This is a genomic window from Dehalococcoidia bacterium (genome assembly GCA_035310145.1).
Taxonomy (GTDB): domain Bacteria; phylum Chloroflexota; class Dehalococcoidia; order CAUJGQ01; family CAUJGQ01; genus CALFMN01.
In genome coordinates this window covers 22,009-45,817 of sequence record DATGEL010000129.1, presented here as the reverse complement: position 1 = coordinate 45,817, position 23,809 = coordinate 22,009, and the positions used below count along the sequence as shown (strand labels likewise).

Sequence of the window (23,809 nt, the reverse complement as noted above, 5' to 3'; positions counted from 1 at the left end):
AAAGCGCGGCGCGACCGAGGTTTGGATGACCGGCACAATCGTCGATATGCACTGCCACACGACCAACGGCGCGTCAGACAGTGCGCTGACCCCCGCGGAGTTGATCGAGGTCGCCCGGCGCATCGGGCTCACGGGCGTCAACGTCAGTGAGCACGACCGCGTCTGGGATCGTTACACACTCGCCCGCTTCCGCGAAGAGAGCGGCATGTTCGTCTGTCCGGGGATGGAGGTCTCCACCGACCTGGGCCATATCATCGCCATCGGCCTGCCCGAGTATCTGCCCGGCATTCGCAGGGGCACGGAGCTGCGGAAGGCGCTCGACCAGGTCGGCGGCTTCATGATCGTGGCGCATCCCTTTCGTCACTGGTTCGATCCCGTGACCTTCCGCCGCAACGGCAAAGAGCCGCCGCTGATGACGCCGGAGAACATGGCGAAGCTGGAAGTCTTCCAGCTTGTGGACGGCATCGAAGTCTTGAACGGCGCCAACACGCCGCGCGAAAACCGCTTTGCGCTGGAGGTCGCCAACTATCTCGGCAAGCCGGGAACCGGCGGCAGCGATGCGCATTCGACCAGCGGTGTCGGCATCTACACCACGGTGTTCGAGAAGAAGCTCACCACCCTCGAGGAGATGCTGGAGGAGTTACACGCCCGTCGCTTCCATGCGGCGCTGGGGCTGCCGGAGGGCAACCTGCGCCGCTTCACCCTGGACGAATTCGTCACGCCGGAGAGCGTGCGCTAGGCAGTCACATTTTCAGCTCATTTCAGCCGCGCGGCTGCTAGAACGTTGGCATCGGTTGAACAGGTCCGCGGACTCCGGCGAGTGGTTCGTCTCGCTCGACCTGGAGATGACGGGCATCGACCCGGAACACGACGAGATCATCGAGATCGGCGCGATCCGCTTCACCGCGGGCGGGCGCAGCGAACGCTACCAGACGCTGGTCAACCCGGGCCGGCCGCTCCCCTACCGCATCCGAACGCTCACGGGCATATCCGACGAGGAGCTGCAGTCGGCGCCGCCCTTCGCGGTCGTGGCCGAGACGCTGCGCAGCTTTCTCGGCGCCGATCCGATCGTCGGGCAGCACGTCGGCTTTGACTTGATGTACCTGCAGCGCATGGGCCTGCGCCCGCCCGGCCCGGTGTGGAACACGGCGGAGCTGGCCGAGCTGCTGGCGCCGGGCCTGCCGGAGTACAGCCTGCGCGGCCTCACCCGACGCTTCGGCATCGACTTTCCCACCCAGCACCGCGCCCTGCCCGATGCTGAGGCGGCGATGCAGCTCTTCCTGCTGCTGCGCGAGCGGGCGCTGGCGCTGCCGCCGCTCGTGCTCGCGGAGATCGTGCAGCTCAGCGCCGGGACGAGCTGGCCGTTGCGCGCCTTCTTCGCCTCCGCCCTGCAGGCGCTCATGCCTAACCTCTTGCCCGGCGCCGCCTCGGAGATCGTGCTTGACGTAACCGCTGCCCCGCGTCCGCAGACGCAAGCGCTGCAGGCCCACGCGGAACGGGAGCCGCTGGCGACCGAGGAGATCCGCGCGGTGTTCGACTGCATCGCCACGCACCCGCAAGTCTTTGGCGGCTTCGAGCAGCGTCCGCAGCAGGTCGAGATGGCGGAGGCGGTGACGCAGGCGCTCTCACAGGACGAGCACCTGCTGGTGGAAGCGGGAACGGGCACGGGCAAATCGCTGGCGTACCTGCTGCCGGCGGCCTGCTTCGCCCTGCGCAACGGCGAGCGCGTCGTCGTCTCCACCAACACGATCAATTTGCAGGAACAGATCACGGGCAAGGATCTGCCGGCGCTGCGCGGCGTGCTCGCCGCCTGCGGGCCGGACGATGTGCAGGCGATGCTGCCGGAGTTCCGCGCCGTGCAGCTCAAGGGCCGAGGCAACTACCTTTGCCTGCAGCGCTTCGCCAACTTCCGCCGCCAGACCGGCCTCTCGAACGAGGAGGCGCGCTTCGCCGTACGGCTGCTGCTCTGGCTGCAGACGACCGAGACCGGCGACCGCGCCGAGCTCAACCTGCGGCCGGAGGAGGAGCCGATCTGGGCGCGCCTCTCGGCGGCGAACTCGGAGTGCTTCAACGGCCCGTCGTACTACGTCCGCAACGGCGCCTGCCAGCTGCTGCGTGCCCGCAAGCGTGCCGAGGCTGCGCATCTCGTCGTCGTCAACCACGCGCTGCTGCTCTCCGACATCTCCGCCGGCGGGCGCGTGCTGCCCCCATACGAGCGGCTGATCGTGGACGAGGCGCACAACCTGGAGGAAGAGGCCACCGATCAGTTCGGCTTCACCACCGGTCTGGGCGAGTGCCGCAACGCCCTGAATGCGATCGACGAACGCGGCGCCGAGCGCGAGAGCGGCCTGCTGGCCGACGTCGCCGTCGCGCTGCGCCTGCCGGGGCAGGACGCCGCGCAACGCGAGCACATCGACGGGTTGCTCACCTCAACGCGTGAGTTGACCGAGCGGGCGCGCGAGCGCGTGCCCGAGCTGTTCGGGCGCATCCAGGCGTTCGTGGCGGAGCACGCACAGACCGGCGGAGAGTACGACCACCGGCTGCTGCTCACCACCGGCAAGCGCTCGCAACCGGGCTGGCAGGAGGTCGAGCTGGCATGGGAGAACCTGCGCGTGGCGCTCGACGTGTTGCAGGAGGCGCTGGGGCGGCTCGGCGCCGCGCTGACCGATTCGGGCACAACCGCGGTGCTCGACGCGGAGGGACTCGGGGCCAGTGTGGCGGCGCGGGTACAGTCGCTGACGCGGCTTCGGCTCGGGCTGGACGAGATCATCGGCCGCCACGACGCGGAGCGCATCGCCTGGCTAACGGTGAACCGGCTGCACGGCGCCGTGACGCTGGCTTCGGCTCCGCTCAACGTGGGCGAGGTGCTGGAGAGCTACCTCTTCGGCCGCAAGTCGAGCGTGGTGCTCACCTCCGCCACGCTGAGCGCCGCGGGCAGCTTCCGCTACGTGCGCGAGCGCCTGGGATTGGAAGAGGCGGAGGAGCTGGCGCTCGGTTCGCCCTTCGACTACCGCAGCGCCGCGCTGGTGCTGACCGCGACCGACATGCCCGAGCCGAACCGCCTCGACTACCAGCCGGCCGTGGAGCGGGGCGTAATCGAGCTGACCCGCGCCAGCGAAGGCCGCGCGCTGGTGCTCTTCACCTCACACGGCGCTCTGCGGGCGACGTATCGCGCCGTGAGGCCGGCGCTGGAAGCGGACGGCATCCGCGTGCTGGCACAGGGCGTGGACGGCACGCCGCGTGACCTGCTCGACGCGCTGAAGGCGGACCACCGCACAGTCCTGCTCGGCACCGCCAGCTTTTGGGAGGGCGTGGATCTGGTCGGCGAGGCGCTCTCGCTGCTGATCATCGCCAAGCTGCCCTTCCCGGTGCCCACCGACCCCGTGTTCGCGGCGCGCAGCGAGCTGTTCGACGCGCCCTTCAAGGACTATGCGCTGCCACAGGCGGCACTGCGCTTCAAGCAGGGATTCGGCCGGCTGATTCGACAGAAGAGCGACCGCGGCGTGCTGGCCGTGCTGGACCGGCGCATACGCAGCAAGACGTACGGCAAGACGTTCCTCGCCTCGCTGCCCGACTGCACGCAGGCCGACGCCCCACTCGCCCAACTTCCCACGCACGTGCGCAAGTGGCTGCGGCAAGCGAACCGATGAGCCCTCCTGTCCGCGGCGGGCGAGCGCCAGCGCCGCGCATCACGCTGCGCGAGCCGGATCCGGGCGGCATGGCATCCTTGCGCCCCTGGTTCGCGGCCGGCTGGCTGGACGTGCGCGGCCTCGGCGCTCAGTCGGCTCACGAAGCGCCGACCCCGGAAGATTGGCTCGCGGCGGCGGCTGTGGGCGAGACGTCGCTCCTGATCACGCTCGATGCCGCGGTCGTAGGCTACCTGCGCTGCCGGCTCTCGGACCCCGACTGCGGGATCACGGAACTGGCGGTGCGCCCGGACGTACGCAACCTCGGCTACGGCTCGGAAGCCGTGTTCGCGCTGGAGGCGCTGGCAGCCACCGCCGGCGGCCGCCAGGGTGTCGCGCTCGTGCCGCGGGCAAACGGGCTGGCGATCTACTTCTGGCTGCGCATCGGCTACCGCCCGGCCTATCCACGACCGGCGCCCCTTCCGGGCTTCACTGCGATGGTCCGCGACCTGGCGAACGAGGCTCATCGCGGCGCGCGGGGAAGCGGCTCTCGAATAGGCGGACGGAGATCAGGTGGGAGAGCCCGATCGCCAGCGCCAGCGCCCCGGCGATCTCGATGATGTTCAGACCCGGCTGACGCAGCAGCAGCGCCGACAGGATCGAGCTGACGAACAGCGTCACGGCGAAGGTGAAGAACACGGGGAAAGTGCGCCAGCGCCACTCGCGCTGACGCGCCACCGTCCGGCCCGCGAGCGTCGGCCCGCGCGCCGCCGTGGCAGGCGGCGGCGCTGGCAGCTCGGCGCGGCGATCGCGGCGGTCGCGCCGGCGTCGATCACGAGGCATCGTCGCCCCTCGCCTCTCTTGCCCTGCGGCCGCGGCGGGCGCGGGCGACCGCGCGGGCGCCCGTCTGCTCGCGGCGCGCATAGCGTCTTCGCTCGCCGGCCGGCTCCATTCTGCCCAGGCAGCGGTTGCAGCCGAAGACCAGCGCCTGCACCTCGTCGTCGATCCAGGCGTCGCCGCAGTCCTTGGCGGGCACGTCGATGCGCAGGGCGAAGTGAAAGTCGGCGCCGCACTGATTGCACGTGGCGCGGTTCTCGGTCAACGGTTCGGCGCAAACTATGCAGACGTCGTCCGGCATCATTCTCCCGTCACTCGAACGTCTGGCCGGTTCTTGCTGCTTCGAGCCAGCGCCCAACGAAGGCTTGCTCGGCCGACCTGTCCGGCAATCGACCGCGCAGCCGCGCCGCGGTCAGCGCTCGCAAGACCGCGCCCACCGCCGGTCCCGCGGGCACGCCCAGCGCCAGCAGGTCGTCGCCGCGTAACCGCGGCCGCAAGTCGCGCCACTGGCCTATGTATCGTCGCACCAGCTTTGCCTTGGCGCCACCGGCCCGTGCGCCCGCACCGCGGATCGCCGGCAGCTCGATCCGGGCAAGCGCTTCGACCACGTCGGCCGCGTCCGCGCCCGCATGCACCAGTTCGCGCAGAGTGCGTGTTGCCCCAGGCAGGTCGTGAAGCGCCGCAAGCACGTCCTGGCGCAGCTCAAGCCGCCGCACGAGCCACTGCAAGTCCGTACGCGACCAGTCCGCACCCAGGGTGCAGAGGTAATCGGCGAACGCCGGCGCAGCGCCACCGTCGGCTCGCAGGCCGCTGAACCATTCACTCACCGCTTCGGTTTGGCTAAGCGCGGGAAGGACGCGCCTGAGCGCCCGCAACTCGCCCAGCACGCTGAGCATGGTCTCCGGCAGGGGCTCGGCAAAGCCGCGCACCAACTCGTGGGTGATCCTCGCCGGTGTGAGGCTGTCGAGGAAGACCGCATCGCGCCGCGCCAGGCGCAGCGTTTCCGGCTCGACCGCAAAGCCGAGCCGCGCCGCGTAACGCGCCAGGCGCAGCAGGCGGGTGGGGTCGTCGCGAAAGCTCTCGCCGTGGAGCACGCGAAAGAGACGCCGCTGCAGATCTGCTTCACCGGCGAACGGATCGAGCAGCATCCCGGCTGACTCGCCGTCAAGGCGCAGTGCCATGGCATGGGCGGTGAAGTCGCGGCGCGCCAGATCCTCCGCGATGCCGGCCGGCTCGACCAGTGGCAGATCGGCCGGGGCGCCGTACCGTTCTGACCGCGTGCGCACGAGATCGAGCGCCCAGCCGATGCCCTCGAGGCTGGCGGTGCCGAACTGCTCGTGGAACGTCACCTCCGACCGGAACCTGGGTGACAGCTCGCGTGTCAGGGCGGCCAGGTCGCCTTCAAGCGCCAGATCGAGGTCGAGGTGCCCGCGCCCCAGCAGCAAATCGCGTACGCTGCCGCCCACGAGGTACAGCGGCGCAGCCTGCTCGGCGGCCCAGGCGCGGGCAGCCGCGATCACGGCGCGCTCGCCTTCTCTCAGCTCACGCGTGAAGCGAGCGAACAGATCCTGGCGCTGGACTGGCTCCATCCGGGGATCGTAGCATGGCGACCGCCGGCTGGCGGGCGCTGCCGCTTGGTTGACGCGGCTGCGCCAAGCTTCTACGTTCGGTACGTCCGGTACATTTGGATTGAAGGAATGGCGAGTGATTTGGGCAGTTCGCCCGCGCAGACCGCAGCGGCGAACGGCGGTCCCCGCGCTTTCGGCGAAGGAGATGCCAAATGCCACTCGATCCGCAGGCCCGCGCTGTTCTTGATCAGATGGCCGCGCTCGGCGATCCACCGCTCGGTACGGCGACGGTGGAGGAGACGCGCCGCAACATGGCCGCGCGCCGTGCGGGGATGCCGCCGGGAGAACCGGTAGCGAAGACGGAGGATCGCAGCGTTCCCGGCCCGGCGGGTTCGGTCCCGGTGCGCATCTACACGCCGGAAGGCCGCGCACCGTTCCCCGTGCTGGTCTACTTCCACGGCGGCGGCTGGGTAATCGGCGACATTGAAAGCCACGACGCCTCGGTCCGCGCCCTTACCAACCGCAGCGGCTGTGTGATCGTCTCCGTCGACTACCGGCTCGCGCCCGAGCACAAGTTCCCGGCGGCAGCGGATGACTGCTTCGCCGCGACACAGTGGGCGGCGGCGCACGCGGCGGAGTTCGGCGGTGATGCCTCGCGGCTGGCCGTCGGCGGCGACTCGGCGGGCGGGAACCTGGCGGCGGTGGTGGCGCTGATGGCAAAGGAGAGAGGCGGACCGCGTATCGCCTTCCAGTTGCTGATCTACCCCGTGACCGACCACAACTACGAGACCGCGTCGTACAGCGAAAACGCCGAGGGCTATCTGCTCAGTCGCGACTCGATGGTCTGGTTCTGGAACCACTACCTGAACACCCCCGCCGAGGGCAAGAACCCGATCGCCTCGCCGCTTCAAGCGGCCGACCTCGCGGGGCTGCCGCCGGCGCTGGTGATCACCGCCGAGTTCGACCCGCTGCGCGATGAGGGCGAAGCGTACGCGAAGCGGCTGAAGGCGGCCGGCGTGCGCGTAACGGCCACCCGCTATGACGGCATGATCCACGGCTTCTTCGGCATGTTCTTGCAGATCGACAAGGCAAAGCTGGCGTTGGACGAGGCCGCGGCGGCGTTGTGCGCGGCGCTCTCGGCCGCGCCGGCGACGGCTCGCGTGTAAGCCTTGCCCGCGTTGACGGGTCTCTGCCCGCGGCCTATGGTGGCCGTGCGCCGCGCCGGGTTTTCAGCGGCGCGGCCCATCCGCGGCGGGAGCGACGAAATGGACGTCTCAGCCGAGAAGCTGCGCGCGATGTACGAGCGCATGGTCACCATCCGGCAATTCGAGGAGGAGGGCGGCCGGCTCTCGCAGGCCGGCCGCATCCCCGGCGCCTTGCACCTCTACGTGGGCGAGGAGGCCGTCGCCGTCGGCGTCTGCGCCAATCTGCACGACGACGACTACATCACCAGCACCCATCGCGGCCACGGCCATCTCGTGGCCAAAGGCGGGGACCTGGGCCGCATGTACGCCGAGCTGTTCGGCCGTGTCGACGGCTACTGCCACGGCAAGGGCGGCTCGATGCACATCGCCGACCTCGACCTCGGCATGCTGGGCGCCAACGGCATCGTCGGCGGCGGCCCGCCGATCGCCGTCGGCGCCGCCTTCACCGCCAGGGCCCGCGGGCGTGGCCAGGTCGCCGTCTGCTTCTTCGGCGACGGGGCCAGCAACGAAGGCACCCTGCACGAAGCGGCGAACATGGCCGCGCTCTACCGCCTGCCGGTGATCTTCTGCTGCGAGAACAACCTCTACGGCGAGTACACGCCGCAGGCCCGCCACCAGACGGTTGTAGACGTGGCGGACCGCGCCTCGGCCTACAACATGCCCGGCGTAGTGGTGGACGGGATGGACGTGATGGCGGTCTACGAGGCGGCGTTCGAGGCGATCGAGCGGGCGCGGCGAGGCGAGGGACCCACCCTGCTCGAATGCAAGACCTACCGCTACTACGACCACGTCGGCGTCAACGCCACGGCGACCTACCGCACCGACGAGGAGGTCGCTCGCTGGAAGGCGCGCGACGCGATCCAGAGCTTCCGCGAGCGCCTGCTGCACCAGGGCGTGCTCAGCGAGGCCGACGACCAGCAGATCCAGGCGCGGGTGCGTGAGCGCATCGCCGACGCGCTGCGCTTCGCCGAGGCGAGCCCGCTACCCACGGCAGACCATCTGCTCGAAGACGTGTACACGTAACCGCTTCCCATCGCGAAGCGACAAATCGAAAGGCACCTGCGGGCGAGCGAGGAGGTGTCCCGTGCGCGAAATCTACTACCGCCAGGCGATCAACGAGGCGCTGACGCAGGAGATGGAGCGCGACCCCGACATCTTCCTTGCGGGCGAAGACGTGGCCGAGCACCAGGGCGCCTTCGGCACCAGCCAGGGGCTGCTGGCGCGCTTCGGCGAGGAGCGCGTCATCGACACGCCGATCTCCGAGTCGGCGATCATCGGTCTTGCCGTGGGCGCGGCGGCGACGGGCATGCGCCCGATCGTCGAGATCATGTTCATGGACTTCATGGGCGTCTGCATGGACCAGATTCTCAACCAGCTCGCGAAGATGAAGTACATGTTCGGCGGCAAGGCGCGGCTGCCGGTGGTCGTGCGCGCCTCCTGCGGCGCCGGTATGCGCCTGGCCGCGCAGCACTCGCAGAGCCTGGAGGCGATGCTCTGCCACATCCCCGGCCTCAAAGTCGTGATGCCCTCGACGCCGAACGACGCCAAGGGGCTGCTCATCGCCTCGATCCGCGACGACAACCCGGTCTTCTTCCTCGAACACAAGGGGCTCTACCGGATCAAGGGTCCCTGCCCCGAGGAGGCGTTCACCGTGCCGCTAGGCTCGGCCGAGGTGAAGCGGCCGGGTAAGGATCTCACGATCGTCGCGACTTCGCGCATGGTGCATGAGGCGCTTGCCGCCGCTGAGAAACTCAGTGAGCGAGGGGTCGATGCCGAGGTGATCGATCCGCGCACGGTGCAGCCGCTGGATACCGAGACGATCGTCGCTTCGGTGCGGAAGACGCATCGCGTCGTGATCTGTCACGAGGCGGTGCGCTTCGCCGGCATCGGCGCCGAGATCGCCGCGCAGATCGCGGAGGAGGCGTTCGACTACCTCGACGCGCCGATCCTGCGAGTTGCCGCGCCCTTCACGCCTGTGCCGTTCAGCCCCTCACTGGAAGATGCCTGGCTGCCTGGCTCGGAGAAGATCGTCGATGCCGCGGAGCGGCTGCTGCCGGCTCGCGTCTAGCCCTCGCCTGGTCGCCGGCCATCGCCGGCGCCGTTGAACCACGCGCCGAAGGACACCGCCGTTGGCCGCTCGCCCGGAGTCCGTGGGCATCATCGCCAATCCGGCCTCCGGCAAGGACATCCGCCGGCTGGTGGGTCACGCCTCGGTCATCGACAACAACGAGAAGGTGCAGATCGTCCGCCGTGTGCTGCTCGCGCTGGACGCGGCCGGCGTGCGGCGCGTGATCGCCATGCCGGACTACTTCGGTATCGTGCGGCGCGCCGTCGAAACGCTGCGGCTGCGGCTGCAGCTGGAATACGCCCGCATCGAGCTCAGCGGCCGGGAGGAGGATACGACGCGGGCTGCGGGGGAACTTGCGGATGCAGGCGTAGCGACGCTGATCACGCTTGGCGGCGACGGCACGAACCGCGCGGCCGCGCTCGGCACCTGCGACGTGCCCCTGATCCCGATCTCCACGGGCACGAACAACGTATTTCCCGCGCAGATCGAAGGCAGCAGCGCCGGTCTCGCCGCTGCGGCGCTGGCGCTCGGCCTCGTTCGCGCCGGCGAGGCGGCGACCCGGGCGAAGTGTCTGCGCCTGCACCTGCCGGCTGGCTGCTGCTCGCTCGCCCTGATCGATGTGGCCGTGCTCGAACCGGGTTGGATCGGCGCTCGCGCCGTGTATGATCCGTCGCGGCTGCGCCGGGTGCTGCTGACGCGGGCGTCGGCCGTCGCCGTGGGCCTGGCCGGCTTGGGCGGACTGCTGCAGGAGGTGGGGGCCGAGGACGAGCATGGGCTCGACCTGCAACTGAGGGCCGACTCCGGCTGTGGCGAGTCGGTGAACGCGCCGCTTGCGCCGGGCCTCTTCTTGCCGCTCAGCGTGTCCCGGCGGCGGCCGCTCGTGCTCGGAGAGGTGGCGCAGATCGAGGGGCCATGCCTGCTCGCGCTCGATGGCGAACGCGCGATCGAGATCGACGCGGCCGCCGCCGCGAGCGTGGTGCTGCGACGCGACGGACCGCCGGTAGTGAACGTGGAACGGTGTCTCTCGCTGGCAGCGCGCCGCGGCCTGCTTCGCCTCTGACCCCGGTGGACGCCGGGCACCGATGGGGGCCGACAAGGAGACGCGATGGCGACGGAAGTGCTGATGCCGAAACTGGGCATGACCATGGTCGAGGGCACGCTGGCAGCCTGGTTGCAGCCCGACGGCGCGCCCGTTGCGCCCGGCGTCCCGATCTTTCGTATGACCACCGAGAAGATCGACTACGAAGTTGAAGCAGAGGCGGAGGGTGTGCTGCGCCACGCCGCCGCGGAAGAAGCGGTGATCGAAGCCGGTGGCCTGGTCGGCTACATTCTCGCAACGGGCGAAGCGCCGCCGGCGGGGCTCGGCGCCGGCCCCGCGCCTGCGGGCGTCGTCACAACCGCAACGCCCGCTGCCCGGGCGAACGGCAGCGCGGCGCCCGCGACAGCACCAGACAGCTTTGTGGTCGCCACGCCAGCGGCGCGCCGGCTCGCCCGCGAGCTCGGCGTTGATCTGGCCGCGGTGCACGGATCGGGTCCAGGCGGCCGCGTCAGCGAAGCCGATGTGACGGCGGCGCATCAATCAGCCGCGGCCGTCGCGGCAGACACCGGCGAGGTTGCCGCCGGGGTCAAGGCCTCGCCGCTCGCGCGCCGGATCGCCGAGCAACACGGTATCGACCTGCGCACGCTGCACGGCAGCGGGCCGGGCGGCCGCATCGTGCAGGAGGACGTGGAGGGCGCGATCGCGGCCGCGGCCGGAGGCGCCGCCGCGCCGGTGGCGAGCGTGCCATACCGCGGGCTGCGCAAGACGATCGGCGAGCGCATGCACGCCAGCCTGCAGCAGATGGCCCAGCTCACGCTGACGGCCGAAGCGGACGTCACGGATCTGCTCAAGCTGCGCGGCCAGCTCGTCGAGGAGTGGGAGCGAGACGGCGTGCGCGTCGGCTTCACGGATCTGGCGATCAAGGCGGCGGCGAGGGCGCTGCGCGAACATCCTCGCGTCAACGCGTCGCTGGAAGGCGATCAGATCGTGCTGCACGCCGAGGTCAACGTCGGCATGGCCGTGGCCCTGGCGGAAGGGTTGATCGTGCCGGTGCTGCACCGGGCCGACGTCACCCCGCTCAAGCAGCTCGCCGAGCGCGCCGCGGCGCTGGCGGAGCGCGCCCGCGCCGGCAAGCTTGGCTTCGACGACGTATCGGGCGGCACCTTCTCGGTCACGTCGCTGGGCATGTATGGCGTGGACGGCTTCACGCCGATTGTCAACCCGCCGCAGGCCGCGATCCTCGGCGTCGGCCGCATCCGCGACGCGCTGGCGCTGGAGGGCAGTGAAGTGCGGCGCCGCTCGGTGATGACGCTCAGCTTGACGATCGACCACCGCGTGCTGGACGGCGCTCCTGCCGCCGAGTTCCTCGCGCGCATTCGCCACCTGCTGGAGCGTCCTTACCTGCTGCTCGCCGAATGAGCGGCGCCGATCCGAGCCGCTGGCAGGGAGCGTTGAGCGGTGAGTGAGCTATTCGATCTGGTGGCGATCGGCGGCGGTCCGGCGGGCTACACGGCGGCGCTGCGCGTGGCGGAGCTCGGCGGCCGCGCCGCGATCGTCGAGGAGCAGGCGGCCGGCGGAAACTGCGTCCAGCACAACTGCATCCCGACGATGATCTTGCTGGATACGCTTGAAGGCGCGGAGCGGGCGCAGAGCCTCGGCGGCGTTCTCTCCATACACGACGGACCGCCGGCCTTCAACCGCGCCGTGGCGCGCAAGCAGCAGCTCGTGCAGGCGATGACCAACGGCATCCGTGTGCAACTACGACAGCAGAAGGTCGAGTTCTACGACGGCCGCGCTCGCATCGAGCGGCCCGGCCGTGTGGCCGCCGCGCTCAGCGACGGCTCACCGCTCGCGCTCGACTGCCGGACCATCCTGGTGGCCACCGGTGCGCGGCCCGACCTGCCGGCGGTGCCGGGCCTCGACGCGAACGCGATCCTCACCGCCGACACCGCGCTGCGCCTGACCGTCGTTCCCGAATCGCTGCTGATCCTGGGCGGCGCGCCGAACCCCGCCTTCGTGCTGGAGTTCGCCCGCCTCTTCGCCGGCTTCGGTTCGCGCGTTACGCTGATCGAAGAGGGCGATTCGATCCTGCCGGGTGAGGAGCCGCTGTTCGCCGCGGCGCTGGGAGAGACGCTGCGAGCAAGCGGGGTTGAGGTCATGACAGACGCCCGCCTGGCCGGCGTGGTGAGTAACGAGGCCGGCTGCGTCGCCCGCGTAGTGGCTGCCGGCGGCGAACGGCAGCTCGTGGTGGCCGCGATCTGTGCGCCGGACCGCCGCCGGCCGTACTGGGCGGACGTGGGACTGGAGGCGCTGCGACCAGAACAGGCGAACGGCGCCCTGCGCGTCGACGAGCACGGCGAGACGAGCGCTCGCGGCATCTTCGCGGCGGGAGATGTGACGGGAGGCGCAATGACCTCGCAGGCGGCGGCGACGGCCGGCCGCGGCGTGAGCGAACACGTCATGGGCCGCAAGTCGCGGCGCGATGACCGCTTTTCGCCTCGTGCGATCTTCACCGACCCGGAGTTCGCCGCGGTGGGAGTCACCGAAGCGGCTGCGAAGGCCACGGGCCGAGCGGTGCGCTGCGGCACGGCCAACCTGCTCGCCAACGCGCGCTCGCTGACTATGGGCGGGCGCGAGGGCGTCGTGAAGGTCGTTGCGGATGCCGAGAGCGGCCAAATCCTTGGCGTGCACGTGATCGGCCCGGGCGCGGGCGAGTTGATCGGGCAGGCCGTGCTGGCGATGCGGCTCGAAGCCACGGTTGAAGACCTGGCCGCCGCGACGCACTGGCACCCAACACTGTCGGAGAGCCTGACCGAAGCCGCGAGAAGGGCCGCCGGCGATGCCTGAACTGCGGCTCATCGACCTTGGCCGCAGCCGCTATGAGGAGATCCTGCTGATCCAACGGAAGCTGTTGGGGCAGCGCAAGGCGGGCGCCATCCCCGACACCCTGCTGCTGACGGAGCACGAGCCGGTGATCACCACCGGCCAGAACGCGGACTTCCGCCATCTGCTGGTCGCGGAGCGGCATCTGGAACTCGTCGGCGTGCCGCTGCTGCACTGCGAGCGCGGCGGCGATATCACCTATCACGGCCCGGGCCAGCTCGTCGCCTACCCGATTCTTGACCTCAGAGGCTACGGGCGCGACGTGCATCAATACGTGCGCCGGCTTGAACAGACCGCAATCGAGCTGTGCGCTTCCTACGGTGTGACCGCTGAACGACGCGGCGGCGCGCCCGGTGTGTACGCCGTCGCTGGCAAGATCGCCTCAGTCGGCGTCTTCATCAGTCGCTGGGTTACCATGCACGGCATCGCCATCAATCTCGCTCCCGACCCTGTGCACCTCGCCTGGCTCCGGCCATGCGGCCTCCCGGACACGCCGTTCACCTCGATCCGCGCCCTGCGCGGCGATGCCCCGGCTTACACCGAAGCCGCCAGCCGCTACGCGACAATCTTTGCGGAGGTGTTTGGCTGCCGCCTACGGGCGAGCGCCGCGTTCGCAGCCCCGGTCGATTGAGCGGCCCCGCTTCGGGCCTCAGCGCTTGGCCCAGAGCTTGCGGCGAAGCAGGCAATGGGCACAGAACGACGCGGGGCGCGAGAAGCGGGCGTGGCCCTCGCGCACGGTTTCGGTGCGGTTGGAAAGGTGGTCCTCGCAAAAGAGCGCGAGGCACTTGGAACACTGCCCCCAGCGCTCGGCGCTGCAGCCTTCGATGCCGCACAAGCCAAACTGGTTGCGCTGCAGGGCGCGCTCGCGGAAGCGGAGATGCGTCTCCACGTCGGCGTGCTTGTGCTGACAGATCTCGCGGGCGCAGATCGCTTCACGGGCCGGGAGCAGATTGCCGTGCACGCTGCAGAAGGCGCGGCTGCAGTACTGGCACGAGCCTACCGTGGGTTCGTGGCAGCGGGAGAAGAGACCGCCGAGCCGGCATCGCTCCGTCATACGCGTTGCCCGAATCTTAGGCTTCCGACGCGCGGACGGCGACCCTCTGCCGGCGCCTCAGGCGGCGAATCGCGACTGGGCCAGGCGTCGACGGCGCAAAGTCAGCTCGACCGCGCCTGGACGATCAGGCTCTCCCAGGCGTGGAGGCCAAGCGCGCGGTCCCGCGTCAGGCCGGGAGACTCGGTAACGCTCACGACGGCCTCGCCCCGACCGAGGGAAACCGTCACTGCATCGGCGAGCGGCGGCGCCGGGCGCGTGGCCAGTGTCATCTCTACGGTGAAGCCGTGTTCTTCGAGCACCCGGCACCAGGCAACCGCGGAGCGGCTGTGGCCCTGCCGCAGCACTCCCGGCGCCGCGGCATCCGCCGCAAGCAGCACCCCCCCGGGCTGCAGGACACGCTGCGCTTCGTCCAGCACGGGCCGCAGGGCGGGCCAGTCGCGAAACTCGCCGCAGACCAGCAGCCCCGCAAGCGACCCCGGGCGGATCGGCAGACGGTCGGGTGCGCCGCGGATCCAGGGCAGCGGCAGCGTGGGCGAACGGGCAGAGAGCCCGGGCGCGATGAAGCCATCAAACGTGTCGAATGCGGTCTGAAGCGTTGCCAGTCCGCCGGCGTCCAGCGCCAGCGCCAGCAGGCGCCGATTCGAAACGCCCAGGTCCAGCAGGCAGTCGTGCAGATCCGCCAGGAAAGCGGACCCGCGCGCCAGGCCGGGCGCCGTTCGTCGAGCGTGCACCCGGGCCATCAGCGGCGCTGCGACTGGCAGTCGACCAGCTCGGCCAGGCACACCTGCTGACCGTAGCGAGGAGAGGCTGCCTGGAAAACAGATCGGGGGCTACAGGCGCAGCTTGCCGTGCGAGGGCTGGCGGCGGCGTTGGCGCGGGCTCGAGCCGTCCTCCTCATCGAGGAGATCGATGGCGGGGGAGGAAACCATTTCATGCACGAACCCGCAGGAGATACAGGTCGCATACGACCCATACCAATCGCGCTCGACGATCATCGCGCCCCGGCAGCGCGCGCACAGTCTCGGTGGAAACGACTGCATCGACGGTCCCTCCTCGGCACTTAAAGACACCAGACTTCGGTTCTGCACCGCGATGGGCCTTTCGTTTGCCGCCGAGGTTAGTTGACGGGTTCGGGCTGAAAGGCAGGCCCTACTCGCGCTGGCGAGATTCACCCCGGAATGCAGGTCCCCCGGTCCGCTGGCGGCGGATTTGGCAGCGAGTGCGTCAGCCGGATCGGGATGGCGGGTGCCCCGACCAAACTTTGTGACTCCGCGCACAGGTTACAGGCGCATAACAACCCTGTCAAGCTGTGACTGTGAAAAAATGAACGCAGTCGCCTGGCGCCCGCTTTTGGCCGCATGCGATGTCCGCGCCGCTGCATGGCGGTGCTGGACGCCGCGCCCCGCGCGTGGTCAACTCGGAGGCGCAGAGCTGCGAGATCCGGCGGCTGCGCACCGGCGAATCCGCGCGGCTTCCATCCGCAAACTTGTGTCATATTTGTGTCAAGGAGGCGCGCTGTGCCGGACGACCGTGCCGCCCGCCGCGCACTGCTGATCGTCTACACCGGTCGCGGCAAGGGCAAAACCACGGCGGCGCTCGGCCTGCTGCTGCGCGCCGCCGGCCGCGGCTGGAAGGTCACAATGCTGCAGTTCATCAAGGCCGAGACCAGCAACTACGGCGAGCACCGCGCCGCGCGCCGGCTGGGCTTCGAGCTCGTGTCGCTGGGCGCCGGCTTCACCTGGCTCTCGGAGAACCTGGAGCACGACCGCGCCCTCGCCGAGCAGTGTTGGGCGGCCTGCAAAGAGCGGCTGCTCTCTGGCGATTATGACATGGTCGCCCTGGATGAGTTCACCTATCCGCTGAAGTTCGGCTGGCTCGACCTGGACGAGGTGCTGACGACGCTCGCCGCACGGCCCGCGCACGTGCACGTGGTGGTCACCGGTCGTGATGCGCCGGAGCGGCTTGTGGCCGCGGCCGACCTCGTCACGGAGATGACCGAGATCAAGCATCCATACAAGCAAGGCGTCAAGGCACAGCCCGGCATCGAGTTCTAGCCGCCGCCCGCGCCGCCGTAAGAGGGGAGGAGCTGCCGTGACCGAGGATGGCCTGCACCGCGTCGTCGATCGGATCCAGCCGCTGGACGCGACGGCGATGGCCGCCGCCCGTGCACGCCAGGACCGATTGACCAAGCCGCCGGGCGCGCTGGGCCGGCTGGAAGAGCTGTCGATCTGGCTCGCCGGCGTACGTGCTTCGCCGCTGCCGGCGGTGCACGAGAAGGTCATCGTCACTGCGGCGGCCGACCACGGCGTCGCCCGCCGCGGTGTCAGCGCCTATCCGCCCGAAGTGACCGGCCAGATGGTGCTGAACTTTCTTGCGGGGGGCGCGGCGGTCAACGTGCTGGCGAGGCTGGCCGGGGCGCGGGTCCTGGTCGTGGACGCGGGTGTTTTCGCCCAGCCGTCGGACGACCCGCGGCTGATCGTGCGGGCGCCGCAGCGCGGCACGGCCGACATTAGTGTCGGTCCGGCCATGCCGCGCGAGGTGGCCATCGCCACATTGCTGCATGGAGCCGAGCTGGCGCGCGAGCAGGCTGAGGGCGGCACGGACGTGATCGGCATTGGCGACATGGGCATCGGCAACACCACGCCCTCCGCCGCGATCACGGCCGTCTTCACTGGCCTGCCGCCGGCAACGGTCACTGGTCGCGGCACCGGCATCGACGACGTGGTCCTTGCGGCCAAGATCCGTCGCATCGAGCAGGCGATCGCCGTCAACATGCCCGATCCCACCGATGGCATCGACGTGCTCGCAAAGGTCGGTGGGCTGGAGATCGGCCTGCTTGCCGGTGTCTGCCTCGGCGCCGCCGCCGCGCGCCGGCCGGTGATGGTGGACGGCTTCATCGCCACGGCCGCGGCCTTGATCGCGGTGGCGATCGCACCGGAGGCGGGGGCATATCTCGCCGCGGCGCATCGCTCCGCGGAGCCGGGCCACGACGCGGCGCTGGCGCACCTCGGCCTGCGCCCGCTGCTCGACCTGCAGATGCGCCTGGGTGAGGGCACCGGCGCGGCGCTGGGCATCGGCCTGCTTGAGGCCGCCGCACGCGTGCTCAGCGAAATGGCGACGTTCGAAGAGGCTGGCGTAGCCGATTCCGACAGCGCGGCCGCCGTCGAGGGTTAGCTGATGGCCGACGCGGCGGTCGCGGGAGACTCTTCGCATGAGGCGCGGCGCGGCGGCATCGCGTCACCGCTGCTGGCGCTCGAGTTCCTCACGGTGCTGCACCTGCGCCGCCCACCGCTCGTCGATGCCCCGACGCTCGCGGCGGCGCAGGCGTGGTTTCCCCTCGTCGGCGCGGGCATCGGCGGCGTGCTTGCGCTCCTCGACCGGTTGCTTGCGGGCCGGCTGCCGGCTGCGCCCGAAGCCGTGCTGCTGCTGATTCTCTGGGAGGGGCTGACCGGGCTGCTGCACCTCGACGGCCTGGCCGACTGCGCCGACGGCTTGCTGGGCTTGCACGCCAGCGAGCGACGCCTGGAGATCATGCGCGACAGCCGTGTGGGCTCGTTCGGGGTGGCGGCAATCGCGTTGTACCTCCTGTTCGTCTTCGCGGCGCTCGGCTCGCTGCACGGCGCGGCGCGCGGAGCAACGCTCGTCGCCGCGCCGGCGCTCGGCCGTGGCGCAATGGTCGCGCTCGCGGCGGCGCTGCCGTATGTGCGTGCTGACGGGCTTGGCCTCGGCTTCCATCGCGCCGCGCGCGGCTGGCCCGGCGTCGTCGCGCTGATCTTGGCCGTGGGCATCGCCCTGCTTTGCGGCGGATGGGGCGGGCTGGTGCTGCTGGGCGCCGCGCTTGTCGGGGCGGCGGCGGTCGGCAGTATCGCCTGGCGTCGCCTCGGAGGCCTCACCGGCGATGTCTTCGGCGCGGCGTGCGAGCTGGCCCAGGCCGCGGTGCTGATCGCCGCGCTGGCGATGCAGGGCACAGGCTGGGTCCGTCCGTGGCTGTAGTGGACTCGCGCAAGCGCGGACTGGAGGCGGCCGCGGCGATCGGCGTGGCGCTGGCGCTTGATGCGGTACTGGGCGAGCCGCCCGCGGCGCTGCATCCGGTCGTCTGGCTGGGAAAACTGGCGGATGCGGCCGAACGAGGCGCGCCGCGTCGGCCGGCCGCGCAGCTTGCATACGGGTTCGGTATGGCGCTGGCGCTTTCGGCACTGGCCGCTGCCGCGGGAATCGCGACGCAGCGCGGGACAGCACGCCTGCGCCCGGAGACGCGGGTGCTGGTAGTCGGCGCCGCACTCATGCCGGCCTTCGCCCTACGCGGTCTCCTCCGCGCCGGCAGCGCGGTCGAGGGTGCATTGCGGCAGGGCGACCTGGCCTTGGCCCGCGCCGAGCTGCGCTCGCTGGTCAGCCGGGACACCGCGAAGCTCGACGAAGGGCTGATCGCGTCCGCTGCGATCGAATCGCTGGCCGAAAATCTTACCGACAGCGTGGCGGCGCCGCTCGCCGCCTTCGCGCTGTGCGGCCTGCCAGGCGCCTACGCCTACCGCACGATCAACACGCTTGATAGCATGTTCGGGTATCGCGGGCGCTACGAGTGGCTCGGCAAGGCGGCCGCCCGCCTGGACGATGCCGTGAATCTCCTTCCCGCCCGCGTGAGCGCGCTACTGATCTGCGCGGTGGCGCCGTTAGCCGGCGGTTCGCCAGCGGGCGCATTCGAGGCGGTGCGGCGCGACCGGAGCGGCACCGCCAGCCCCAACGCCGGCTGGACGATGGCCGCGTTGGCCGGCGCGCTCGGCGTGCGCCTGGAGAAAGCGGGGCACTACGTGTTGAACGCCGCGGCGCCCACGCCGCGAACGGGCGACATCGCGCGCGCCCGACGGTTGACCGGCTTAGCCGCCGCGGGCGCGGCCCTCAGCTGCGCCGGACTGGCGGCGGCTGTCGCCCGGCTGCGGCGATGACAAACGTGCAGGCGCACGGTGGCCTGCGCCCGGCTGAGCTGGCGGCGCTCGGCGTGGCCGGCGCTGAAATTATCGATTTCAGCGTCAATGTCAGCCCGATCGGCCCGCCGGCCGGCGTGCGCGACGCGATCGAAGCCGTCGACCTCGCGGCCTACCCGGATCCCGACTGCACGTCGCTGGTCGCGGACCTCGCCGCCCGGCTGGATGTCCCGGCCGACCGCGTTCTCGTCGGCAACGGATCGACCGAGCTCATCCAACTGCTAGCGCGTGTCTTCGTGCATCGCGGGCAGCGACCCGTGGCGCTGGCGCCGACCTTCGGCGAGTACGCGGTCGCCACGGAGCTGGCCGGGGGATCGCTCTATCCCTGGCAGGCCTCGGCCCTGCGCGGCTTCCGCTGGAACCTGAAGAACAAGCCGGACGTGTTGCGCCGCGTCAGCCCGCCGCTGGTGTTCGTCTGCAATCCCAACAATCCCACCGGCGTCTATCTCGGCAAAGACGAAGTACGCACGCTGGCCGCGGCGCTCACCGGCGGGCCGCTGCTGCTGGACGAAGCCTACGTCGGCTTCCTGGACGAGCCGTGGAACGCCCTCGACCTGGTCGAAAGCGGCCGAGTGATCGTGCTGCGCTCGCTGACCAAGGACTACGGCCTGGCGGGACTGCGGCTCGGCTACCTGGTGGCGCATCCCGACGTGATCGGCGCCGTGCGCCGCCTGCAGCCGGCGTGGAGCGTGAACGCGCCCGCGCAGGCGGCCGGACGCGCGGCGCTGGCCGACGACGCCTATCTGCCGCGCATGCGCGCCGCCGTGCGCGAAGGCAAAGAGGTGCTTACCACCGGCCTCGACGAACTGGGGCTGGCTTTGCACGCGGGCGCCGCCAACTTCGTGCTGGTTCAGGTCGGCGATGCCACAAAGCTGCGCCTGGCGTTGCTGCGGCGCGGCTTTGCCGTACGCGACTGCACCTCCTTCGGCCTGCCCGAATACATCCGTATCGGCGTACGCGGCACGCAGGATTGCCGTAAGCTGCTGGCCGCGCTGCCGCGGGCACTCGCCGAACTGCACGAACCGACCGGCGGGCGCCTGGCCGTGGATAGCTTGACATAAGGGAGCACGAGTGTGGCAACCCGGCTGCTGCTGACCCGGCACGGCGAAACCGTCGCCAACGCCGCGCGCCGCTTCTCCGGCCGCAGCGACGTGGCGCTCACGGCGCTGGGCCGGCGTCAGGCGAAGGCGCTCGGCCGGCGCCTGCGCGGGTTTGAGATCGACGCGGCCTACGCCAGCCCGCTGCTGCGGGCGCGGCAGACGGCGGAGATTGCGTTGGCGGGGCGAGGCATCGCGGTCACACCCGACGAGGGACTGCGCGAAATCTCCTTCGGCGAGTGGGAAGGGCGGACCTTCGACGAGATCCGCGAGCGCTGGCCGAACGAGTGGACGCGGCTCCGCTCCTTTGACGAGTCCTTCTGCGCGCCGGGCGGCGAGCCCTTCACCGAGGCACAGCAGCGCGTCGTGGAGAGCGCGATCGCGATCGTCGGCCGCCACCCGGACGAAACGGTGCTGATCACGGCGCACGGCGGCACCCTGCAACTGCTGCTCTCACACGTGCTCGGCATGCCGGCGGGCAGCATGTTCCGCATCGCCACGGGCAACTGCAGCCTGAGCATTGTCGAATTCCATGGCGAGCGGCCGATCGTGACACTGGTCAACGACTGCGCCCACACCGCGCCGCGCACCCGCAAGGCGCAGCCATGAGCGCCGAGCCGGGCAGTGTCCTGATGCTGCAAGGCACGGCCTCCTCCGTCGGCAAGAGCCTGCTGACGGCGGCGCTCTGCCGCATCCTGGCACGCGAAGGGCTGCGCGTGGCGCCGTTCAAAGCGCAGAACATGTCGAACAACTCGTTCGTCACGGCGGATGGCCGCGAGCTGGGGCGGGCGCAGGCGGTGCAGGCAGAGGCGGCGGGCATCGAGCCCCTGGCGGAGATGAACCCGATCTTGCTCAAGCCCGAGGCCGACCATCGCTCGCAGGTCGTGGTGCTGGGCCGGCCGTGCGGCGTGCTGCACGGTCACGATTTTCTCACACGCAAGCAGGAGCTGTGGCCGGTCGTGACCGAGTCGCTGGCACGGTTGCGGGCGGATTTTGACGTCGTGCTGATCGAGGGCGCGGGCAGCCCGGCCGAGATCAACCTGCGCGCCGGCGACATCGTCAACATGCGCGTGGCGAGGCATGCGCAGGCGCCGGTGCTGCTCGTGGGCGACATCGACCGCGGCGGCGTCTTCGCCCACCTGGTCGGCACGCTGGCGCTGCTGGAGCCGGAGGAGCGCGAACTGGTGCAAGGGCTGGTAATCAACAAGTTCCGCGGCAGCGCCGAGCTGCTGCAACCGGGCGTCGCCTGGCTTGAGCGGCGCACGGGTCTGCCCGTTGCCGGCGTGGTGCCCTGGCTCGACGGCGTCGGCGTGGCCGACGAGGATGCGGTGGCGCTGGAGGGCCGGCGAGAGCAGAAACGCGCCGCGCTCGATGTTGCGGTCATCCGGTTCCCGCGCATCGCCAACTTTGACGACCTCGACCCGCTCGCCGCCGAAACCGGTGTTTCGGTGCGCTTCGTCTCCGAGGTCAGCGCGTTCGGCACGCCGAACCTCCTCGTGCTGCCCGGCACGAAATCGACGATCGCCGATCTGGACTGGCTGCGGCGCAGCGGGCTGGCCGCCGCCGTGCTGGCCCACGCCGAAGCGGGCGGCGCGGTGATCGGCATCTGCGGCGGCTACCAGATGCTGGGCGAACGCGTGCTCGATCCGGGGCGGGTCGAGTCGGAAGCGGGCGAGGCGCCTGGCCTCGCTCTGCTGCCCGCGGTCACCGAGTTCGAGCCGGCGAAGGCGACGCACCGCGTCCGCGCAACGCTGAGCTGCGATCACGGCCTCTTCGCCCTGCTGAACGGGGCGGAAGTCGGCGGCTACGAGATCCACATGGGCCAGTCGCGCAGCGCCGTGCCGGCGCTGCACATCCGCTCACGCTCGGGCGTGCCCTGCGACGACGCGGACGGAGCGGTGAACGCGGCGGGCAACGTGTTCGGCACCTACCTGCACGGCCTCTTCGACAACGACAACCTGCGCGCCACGCTGCTGCGCTCGTTGTCCGGCGCCGGCGAGGCGGAGGCCTTCGCGCCTTCGGTCTGGGATCGCCGCGCGGCCTATAACCGGCTGGCGGACCACGTTGCCGCCGCGCTGGATATGCGCCTCGTGCACCGCCTGCTGCGGCTCGGCTGATGGGCGAGATCGTGCTCGTGCTGGGCGGCGCCCGCAGCGGCAAGAGCCGGCACGCGGAAGGACTGGCGGCGGCTGCCGGCGCGCCGGTCTGCTACTTCGCCACCGCCGTCACAGGGGACGAGGAGATGGCGGAGCGCATCGCCCGCCATCGGGCCGTGCGGCCAAAGCACTGGCAGACGGTCGAAGCGCCGTACGACCTCGAGCTCAGGCTGCCTCACGAGACGGCCCTGGCCGCTTGTGTGCTGATCGACTGTCTCTCCATTTGGCTGAGCAACGAGCTGCTGCGGCTGCTTGGGAATAGCACGACTGGCGAGACGCTTCCTGCCGAGCGGGCGCGAGCGTGCGAGAGCGATCTGCTGGCGAAACTCGAGCGCCTGCTGGCCTGGGCCGCGGCGCGCGAGGGCTTGACGATCATCGTCAGCAATGAGGTGGGCAGCGGAGTGGTGCCGCCGTACGCGCTCGGCCGGCTCTACCGCGACGTGCTGGGCCGTGCGAACCAGCTCGTTGCGGACTCGGCCACGCGCGTCCTGCTCGTCGTCGCGGGCATCGCCGTGGATCTCCGCCGGCTCGCCGGCCCCGCGGGAGAGGCGCGGCTGTGATCCCGATCGGCGACCGCCTGCGCACGCGCACCGTTCCCTGGGTCAACTACGGGTTGATCGCCATCAACTTCGTCGCCTTCTTCTACGAGCTGACGCTGAGCACGCATCCGCAGGCCGGGATCGTGCGCGGCTTCGTCCACGTCTCACCGCCGCCGCGCGACGTCTGGATCGAGCGCTGGGGACTGATCCCGCACCAGTTAGCGGACTTTCTCAGCGCGCCCGGATCGCACGACTGGCGGGTGCTGGAGCGGCTGATCACCTCGCAGTTCATTCACGCGGGCTGGCTGCACATCCTCGGCAACATGATCTTTCTCTGGGTCTTCGGCGATAACGTGGAGGACGCACTGGGCCACGTGCGCTACCTGCTCTTCTACCTGCTCTGCGGCGTGATCGCGGCACTCACGCAGGTGTTCTTTACACGCAACGCGCTGGGGCCGCTGGTCGGCGCCAGCGGCGCGATCGCCGGCGTGCTGGGCAGCTATCTCGTGCTCTATCCAGGCGCCGCCGTCTCAGTCATCATTCCGATCGTGATCATCCCGTTTTTCACCCGCGTGCCCGCCTGGCTGGTCATGATCGTCTGGTTCGTCACGCAACTGATCAGCCTGGCGCCCACGGCCAACGCCACCGGCGGCAACGGTGGCGTGGCCTACGCGGCCCACATCGGCGGCTTCGTGGCCGGCTTCCTGCTGGTGCGGCTGGCGGCGACGCGGCGGCGAAGTCTTCCCGGTTGAGCG

24 protein-coding genes and 1 riboswitch are annotated in these 23,809 nt (G+C 70.4%); of the genes, 18 read left to right on the top strand and 6 right to left on the bottom strand.

From position 1 onward, the window contains the following. Nucleotides 1–25 precede the first annotated feature (25 nt). Both VKV26_23820 and VKV26_23815 read left to right on the top strand, forming a co-directional pair. Nucleotides 26–739 (top strand): PHP domain-containing protein, encoded by a 714-nt coding sequence (locus VKV26_23820; protein HLZ72944.1) that lies wholly within the window; start codon nucleotides 26–28, stop codon nucleotides 737–739. Between the two features lie 55 nt (nucleotides 740–794). Continuing rightward, complete coding sequence (locus VKV26_23815; GenBank protein HLZ72943.1) at nucleotides 795–3,650, top strand: helicase C-terminal domain-containing protein; 2,856 nt, start codon at nucleotides 795–797, stop codon at nucleotides 3,648–3,650. 465 nt (nucleotides 3,651–4,115) lie between these two features. Here the strand turns inward: VKV26_23815 and VKV26_23810 are convergent, their stop codons facing one another. The 3 genes from VKV26_23810 to VKV26_23800 are packed head-to-tail and all read right to left on the bottom strand — an operon-like array spanning nucleotide 4,116 to nucleotide 6,052. Then, a complete protein-coding gene (locus VKV26_23810; protein HLZ72942.1) occupies nucleotides 4,116–4,469 on the bottom strand; it encodes a hypothetical protein in 354 nt (117 codons plus the stop codon). Beyond that, nucleotides 4,459–4,764 carry a hypothetical protein gene (locus tag VKV26_23805; GenBank protein ID HLZ72941.1) on the bottom strand — a complete coding sequence of 102 codons (306 nt, stop codon included), beginning with the start codon at nucleotides 4,762–4,764 and terminating at the stop codon, nucleotides 4,459–4,461. Before VKV26_23805 ends, VKV26_23810 begins: the two co-directional genes overlap by 11 nt. 10 nt (nucleotides 4,765–4,774) lie before the next feature. Beyond that, nucleotides 4,775–6,052, bottom strand: coding sequence for a hypothetical protein (locus VKV26_23800; protein ID HLZ72940.1), 1,278 nt, complete (start codon nucleotides 6,050–6,052; stop codon nucleotides 4,775–4,777). A 191-nt stretch (nucleotides 6,053–6,243) separates the two neighbouring features. On the opposite strand from VKV26_23800, the gene VKV26_23795 reads away from it, so the two are divergent. From VKV26_23795 to lipB, 7 genes are all read left to right on the top strand, one after another. After that, a complete protein-coding gene (locus VKV26_23795; protein HLZ72939.1) occupies nucleotides 6,244–7,197 on the top strand; it encodes an alpha/beta hydrolase in 954 nt (317 codons plus the stop codon). A 99-nt stretch (nucleotides 7,198–7,296) separates the two neighbouring features. Next, nucleotides 7,297–8,259 (top strand): thiamine pyrophosphate-dependent dehydrogenase E1 component subunit alpha, encoded by a 963-nt coding sequence (locus tag VKV26_23790; GenBank protein HLZ72938.1) that lies wholly within the window; start codon nucleotides 7,297–7,299, stop codon nucleotides 8,257–8,259. Nucleotides 8,260–8,320: 61 nt separating this feature from the next. Further along, a complete protein-coding gene (locus tag VKV26_23785) occupies nucleotides 8,321–9,304 on the top strand; it encodes an alpha-ketoacid dehydrogenase subunit beta (GenBank protein HLZ72937.1) in 984 nt (327 codons plus the stop codon). 61 nt (nucleotides 9,305–9,365) lie between these two features. Further along, nucleotides 9,366–10,364 carry an NAD(+)/NADH kinase gene (locus VKV26_23780; GenBank protein HLZ72936.1) on the top strand — a complete coding sequence of 333 codons (999 nt, stop codon included), beginning with the start codon at nucleotides 9,366–9,368 and terminating at the stop codon, nucleotides 10,362–10,364. A gap of 45 nt (nucleotides 10,365–10,409) precedes the next feature. Further along, complete coding sequence (locus tag VKV26_23775) at nucleotides 10,410–11,762, top strand: dihydrolipoamide acetyltransferase family protein (GenBank protein ID HLZ72935.1); 1,353 nt, start codon at nucleotides 10,410–10,412, stop codon at nucleotides 11,760–11,762. Between the two features lie 39 nt (nucleotides 11,763–11,801). Further along, entirely contained in the window at nucleotides 11,802–13,190 is a 1,389-nt protein-coding gene (locus VKV26_23770; protein HLZ72934.1) for an NAD(P)/FAD-dependent oxidoreductase, read from the top strand. After that, the gene (gene lipB, locus VKV26_23765) at nucleotides 13,183–13,857 is read left to right on the top strand and encodes a lipoyl(octanoyl) transferase LipB (GenBank protein HLZ72933.1); all 675 of its coding nucleotides are present in this window, start codon (nucleotides 13,183–13,185) and stop codon (nucleotides 13,855–13,857) included. Before VKV26_23770 ends, lipB begins: the two co-directional genes overlap by 8 nt. Nucleotides 13,858–13,875: 18 nt before the next feature. Here lipB and VKV26_23760 read toward each other — a convergent pair whose 3' ends face one another. The 3 genes from VKV26_23760 to VKV26_23750 form a co-directional block, all read right to left on the bottom strand. Next, nucleotides 13,876–14,280: a hypothetical protein gene (locus VKV26_23760; protein ID HLZ72932.1), complete on the bottom strand. Its 405-nt coding sequence runs from the start codon at nucleotides 14,278–14,280 to the stop codon at nucleotides 13,876–13,878. Between the two features lie 101 nt (nucleotides 14,281–14,381). Then, nucleotides 14,382–15,011 (bottom strand): hypothetical protein, encoded by a 630-nt coding sequence (locus VKV26_23755; protein ID HLZ72931.1) that lies wholly within the window; start codon nucleotides 15,009–15,011, stop codon nucleotides 14,382–14,384. A 99-nt stretch (nucleotides 15,012–15,110) separates the two neighbouring features. Beyond that, nucleotides 15,111–15,320: a hypothetical protein gene (locus VKV26_23750; GenBank protein HLZ72930.1), complete on the bottom strand. Its 210-nt coding sequence runs from the start codon at nucleotides 15,318–15,320 to the stop codon at nucleotides 15,111–15,113. Between the two features lie 53 nt (nucleotides 15,321–15,373). After that, a riboswitch (cyclic di-AMP (ydaO/yuaA leader) is annotated at nucleotides 15,374–15,505 on the bottom strand. Between the two features lie 292 nt (nucleotides 15,506–15,797). Between VKV26_23750 and cobO the strand changes: the two genes are divergently transcribed. From cobO to VKV26_23705, 9 genes are read left to right on the top strand one after another with little or no spacing between them, the layout of a single operon-like run. After that, nucleotides 15,798–16,334, top strand: coding sequence for a cob(I)yrinic acid a,c-diamide adenosyltransferase (cobO, locus tag VKV26_23745; GenBank protein HLZ72929.1), 537 nt, complete (start codon nucleotides 15,798–15,800; stop codon nucleotides 16,332–16,334). A gap of 37 nt (nucleotides 16,335–16,371) precedes the next feature. Further along, entirely contained in the window at nucleotides 16,372–17,454 is a 1,083-nt protein-coding gene (gene cobT / locus VKV26_23740) for a nicotinate-nucleotide--dimethylbenzimidazole phosphoribosyltransferase (GenBank protein ID HLZ72928.1), read from the top strand. A 57-nt stretch (nucleotides 17,455–17,511) separates the two neighbouring features. Then, the gene (cobS, locus tag VKV26_23735; protein HLZ72927.1) at nucleotides 17,512–18,273 is read left to right on the top strand and encodes an adenosylcobinamide-GDP ribazoletransferase; all 762 of its coding nucleotides are present in this window, start codon (nucleotides 17,512–17,514) and stop codon (nucleotides 18,271–18,273) included. Between the two features lie 44 nt (nucleotides 18,274–18,317). Then, complete coding sequence (cbiB, locus tag VKV26_23730) at nucleotides 18,318–19,223, top strand: adenosylcobinamide-phosphate synthase CbiB (protein HLZ72926.1); 906 nt, start codon at nucleotides 18,318–18,320, stop codon at nucleotides 19,221–19,223. Beyond that, entirely contained in the window at nucleotides 19,220–20,323 is a 1,104-nt protein-coding gene (locus tag VKV26_23725) for a histidinol-phosphate transaminase (GenBank protein ID HLZ72925.1), read from the top strand. Before cbiB ends, VKV26_23725 begins: the two co-directional genes overlap by 4 nt. 12 nt (nucleotides 20,324–20,335) lie before the next feature. Beyond that, nucleotides 20,336–20,968 (top strand): histidine phosphatase family protein, encoded by a 633-nt coding sequence (locus VKV26_23720; GenBank protein ID HLZ72924.1) that lies wholly within the window; start codon nucleotides 20,336–20,338, stop codon nucleotides 20,966–20,968. Continuing rightward, nucleotides 20,965–22,476 carry a cobyric acid synthase gene (locus tag VKV26_23715; protein ID HLZ72923.1) on the top strand — a complete coding sequence of 504 codons (1,512 nt, stop codon included), beginning with the start codon at nucleotides 20,965–20,967 and terminating at the stop codon, nucleotides 22,474–22,476. The genes VKV26_23720 and VKV26_23715 overlap by 4 nt, the downstream gene beginning before the upstream one ends. After that, nucleotides 22,476–23,075 (top strand): bifunctional adenosylcobinamide kinase/adenosylcobinamide-phosphate guanylyltransferase, encoded by a 600-nt coding sequence (gene cobU, locus VKV26_23710; protein HLZ72922.1) that lies wholly within the window; start codon nucleotides 22,476–22,478, stop codon nucleotides 23,073–23,075. Before VKV26_23715 ends, cobU begins: the two co-directional genes overlap by 1 nt. Continuing rightward, nucleotides 23,072–23,806: a rhomboid family intramembrane serine protease gene (locus VKV26_23705; GenBank protein HLZ72921.1), complete on the top strand. Its 735-nt coding sequence runs from the start codon at nucleotides 23,072–23,074 to the stop codon at nucleotides 23,804–23,806. Before cobU ends, VKV26_23705 begins: the two co-directional genes overlap by 4 nt. Nucleotides 23,807–23,809 lie beyond the last annotated feature (3 nt).

Coding starts and splice junctions, on each gene's coding strand:
- VKV26_23820 (HLZ72944.1), top strand. CDS start 26: ATGACCGGCACAATCGTCGATATGCACTGCCACACGACCAACGGCGCG.
- VKV26_23810 (HLZ72942.1), bottom strand. CDS start 4,469: ATGCCTCGTGATCGACGCCGGCGCGACCGCCGCGATCGCCGCGCCGAG.
- VKV26_23805 (HLZ72941.1), bottom strand. CDS start 4,764: ATGCCGGACGACGTCTGCATAGTTTGCGCCGAACCGTTGACCGAGAAC.
- VKV26_23800 (HLZ72940.1), bottom strand. CDS start 6,052: ATGGAGCCAGTCCAGCGCCAGGATCTGTTCGCTCGCTTCACGCGTGAG.
- VKV26_23795 (HLZ72939.1), top strand. CDS start 6,244: ATGCCACTCGATCCGCAGGCCCGCGCTGTTCTTGATCAGATGGCCGCG.
- VKV26_23790 (HLZ72938.1), top strand. CDS start 7,297: ATGGACGTCTCAGCCGAGAAGCTGCGCGCGATGTACGAGCGCATGGTC.
- VKV26_23775 (HLZ72935.1), top strand. CDS start 10,410: ATGGCGACGGAAGTGCTGATGCCGAAACTGGGCATGACCATGGTCGAG.
- lipB (HLZ72933.1), top strand. CDS start 13,183: ATGCCTGAACTGCGGCTCATCGACCTTGGCCGCAGCCGCTATGAGGAG.
- VKV26_23760 (HLZ72932.1), bottom strand. CDS start 14,280: ATGACGGAGCGATGCCGGCTCGGCGGTCTCTTCTCCCGCTGCCACGAA.
- VKV26_23750 (HLZ72930.1), bottom strand. CDS start 15,320: ATGCAGTCGTTTCCACCGAGACTGTGCGCGCGCTGCCGGGGCGCGATG.
- VKV26_23725 (HLZ72925.1), top strand. CDS start 19,220: ATGACAAACGTGCAGGCGCACGGTGGCCTGCGCCCGGCTGAGCTGGCG.
- VKV26_23715 (HLZ72923.1), top strand. CDS start 20,965: ATGAGCGCCGAGCCGGGCAGTGTCCTGATGCTGCAAGGCACGGCCTCC.
- cobU (HLZ72922.1), top strand. CDS start 22,476: ATGGGCGAGATCGTGCTCGTGCTGGGCGGCGCCCGCAGCGGCAAGAGC.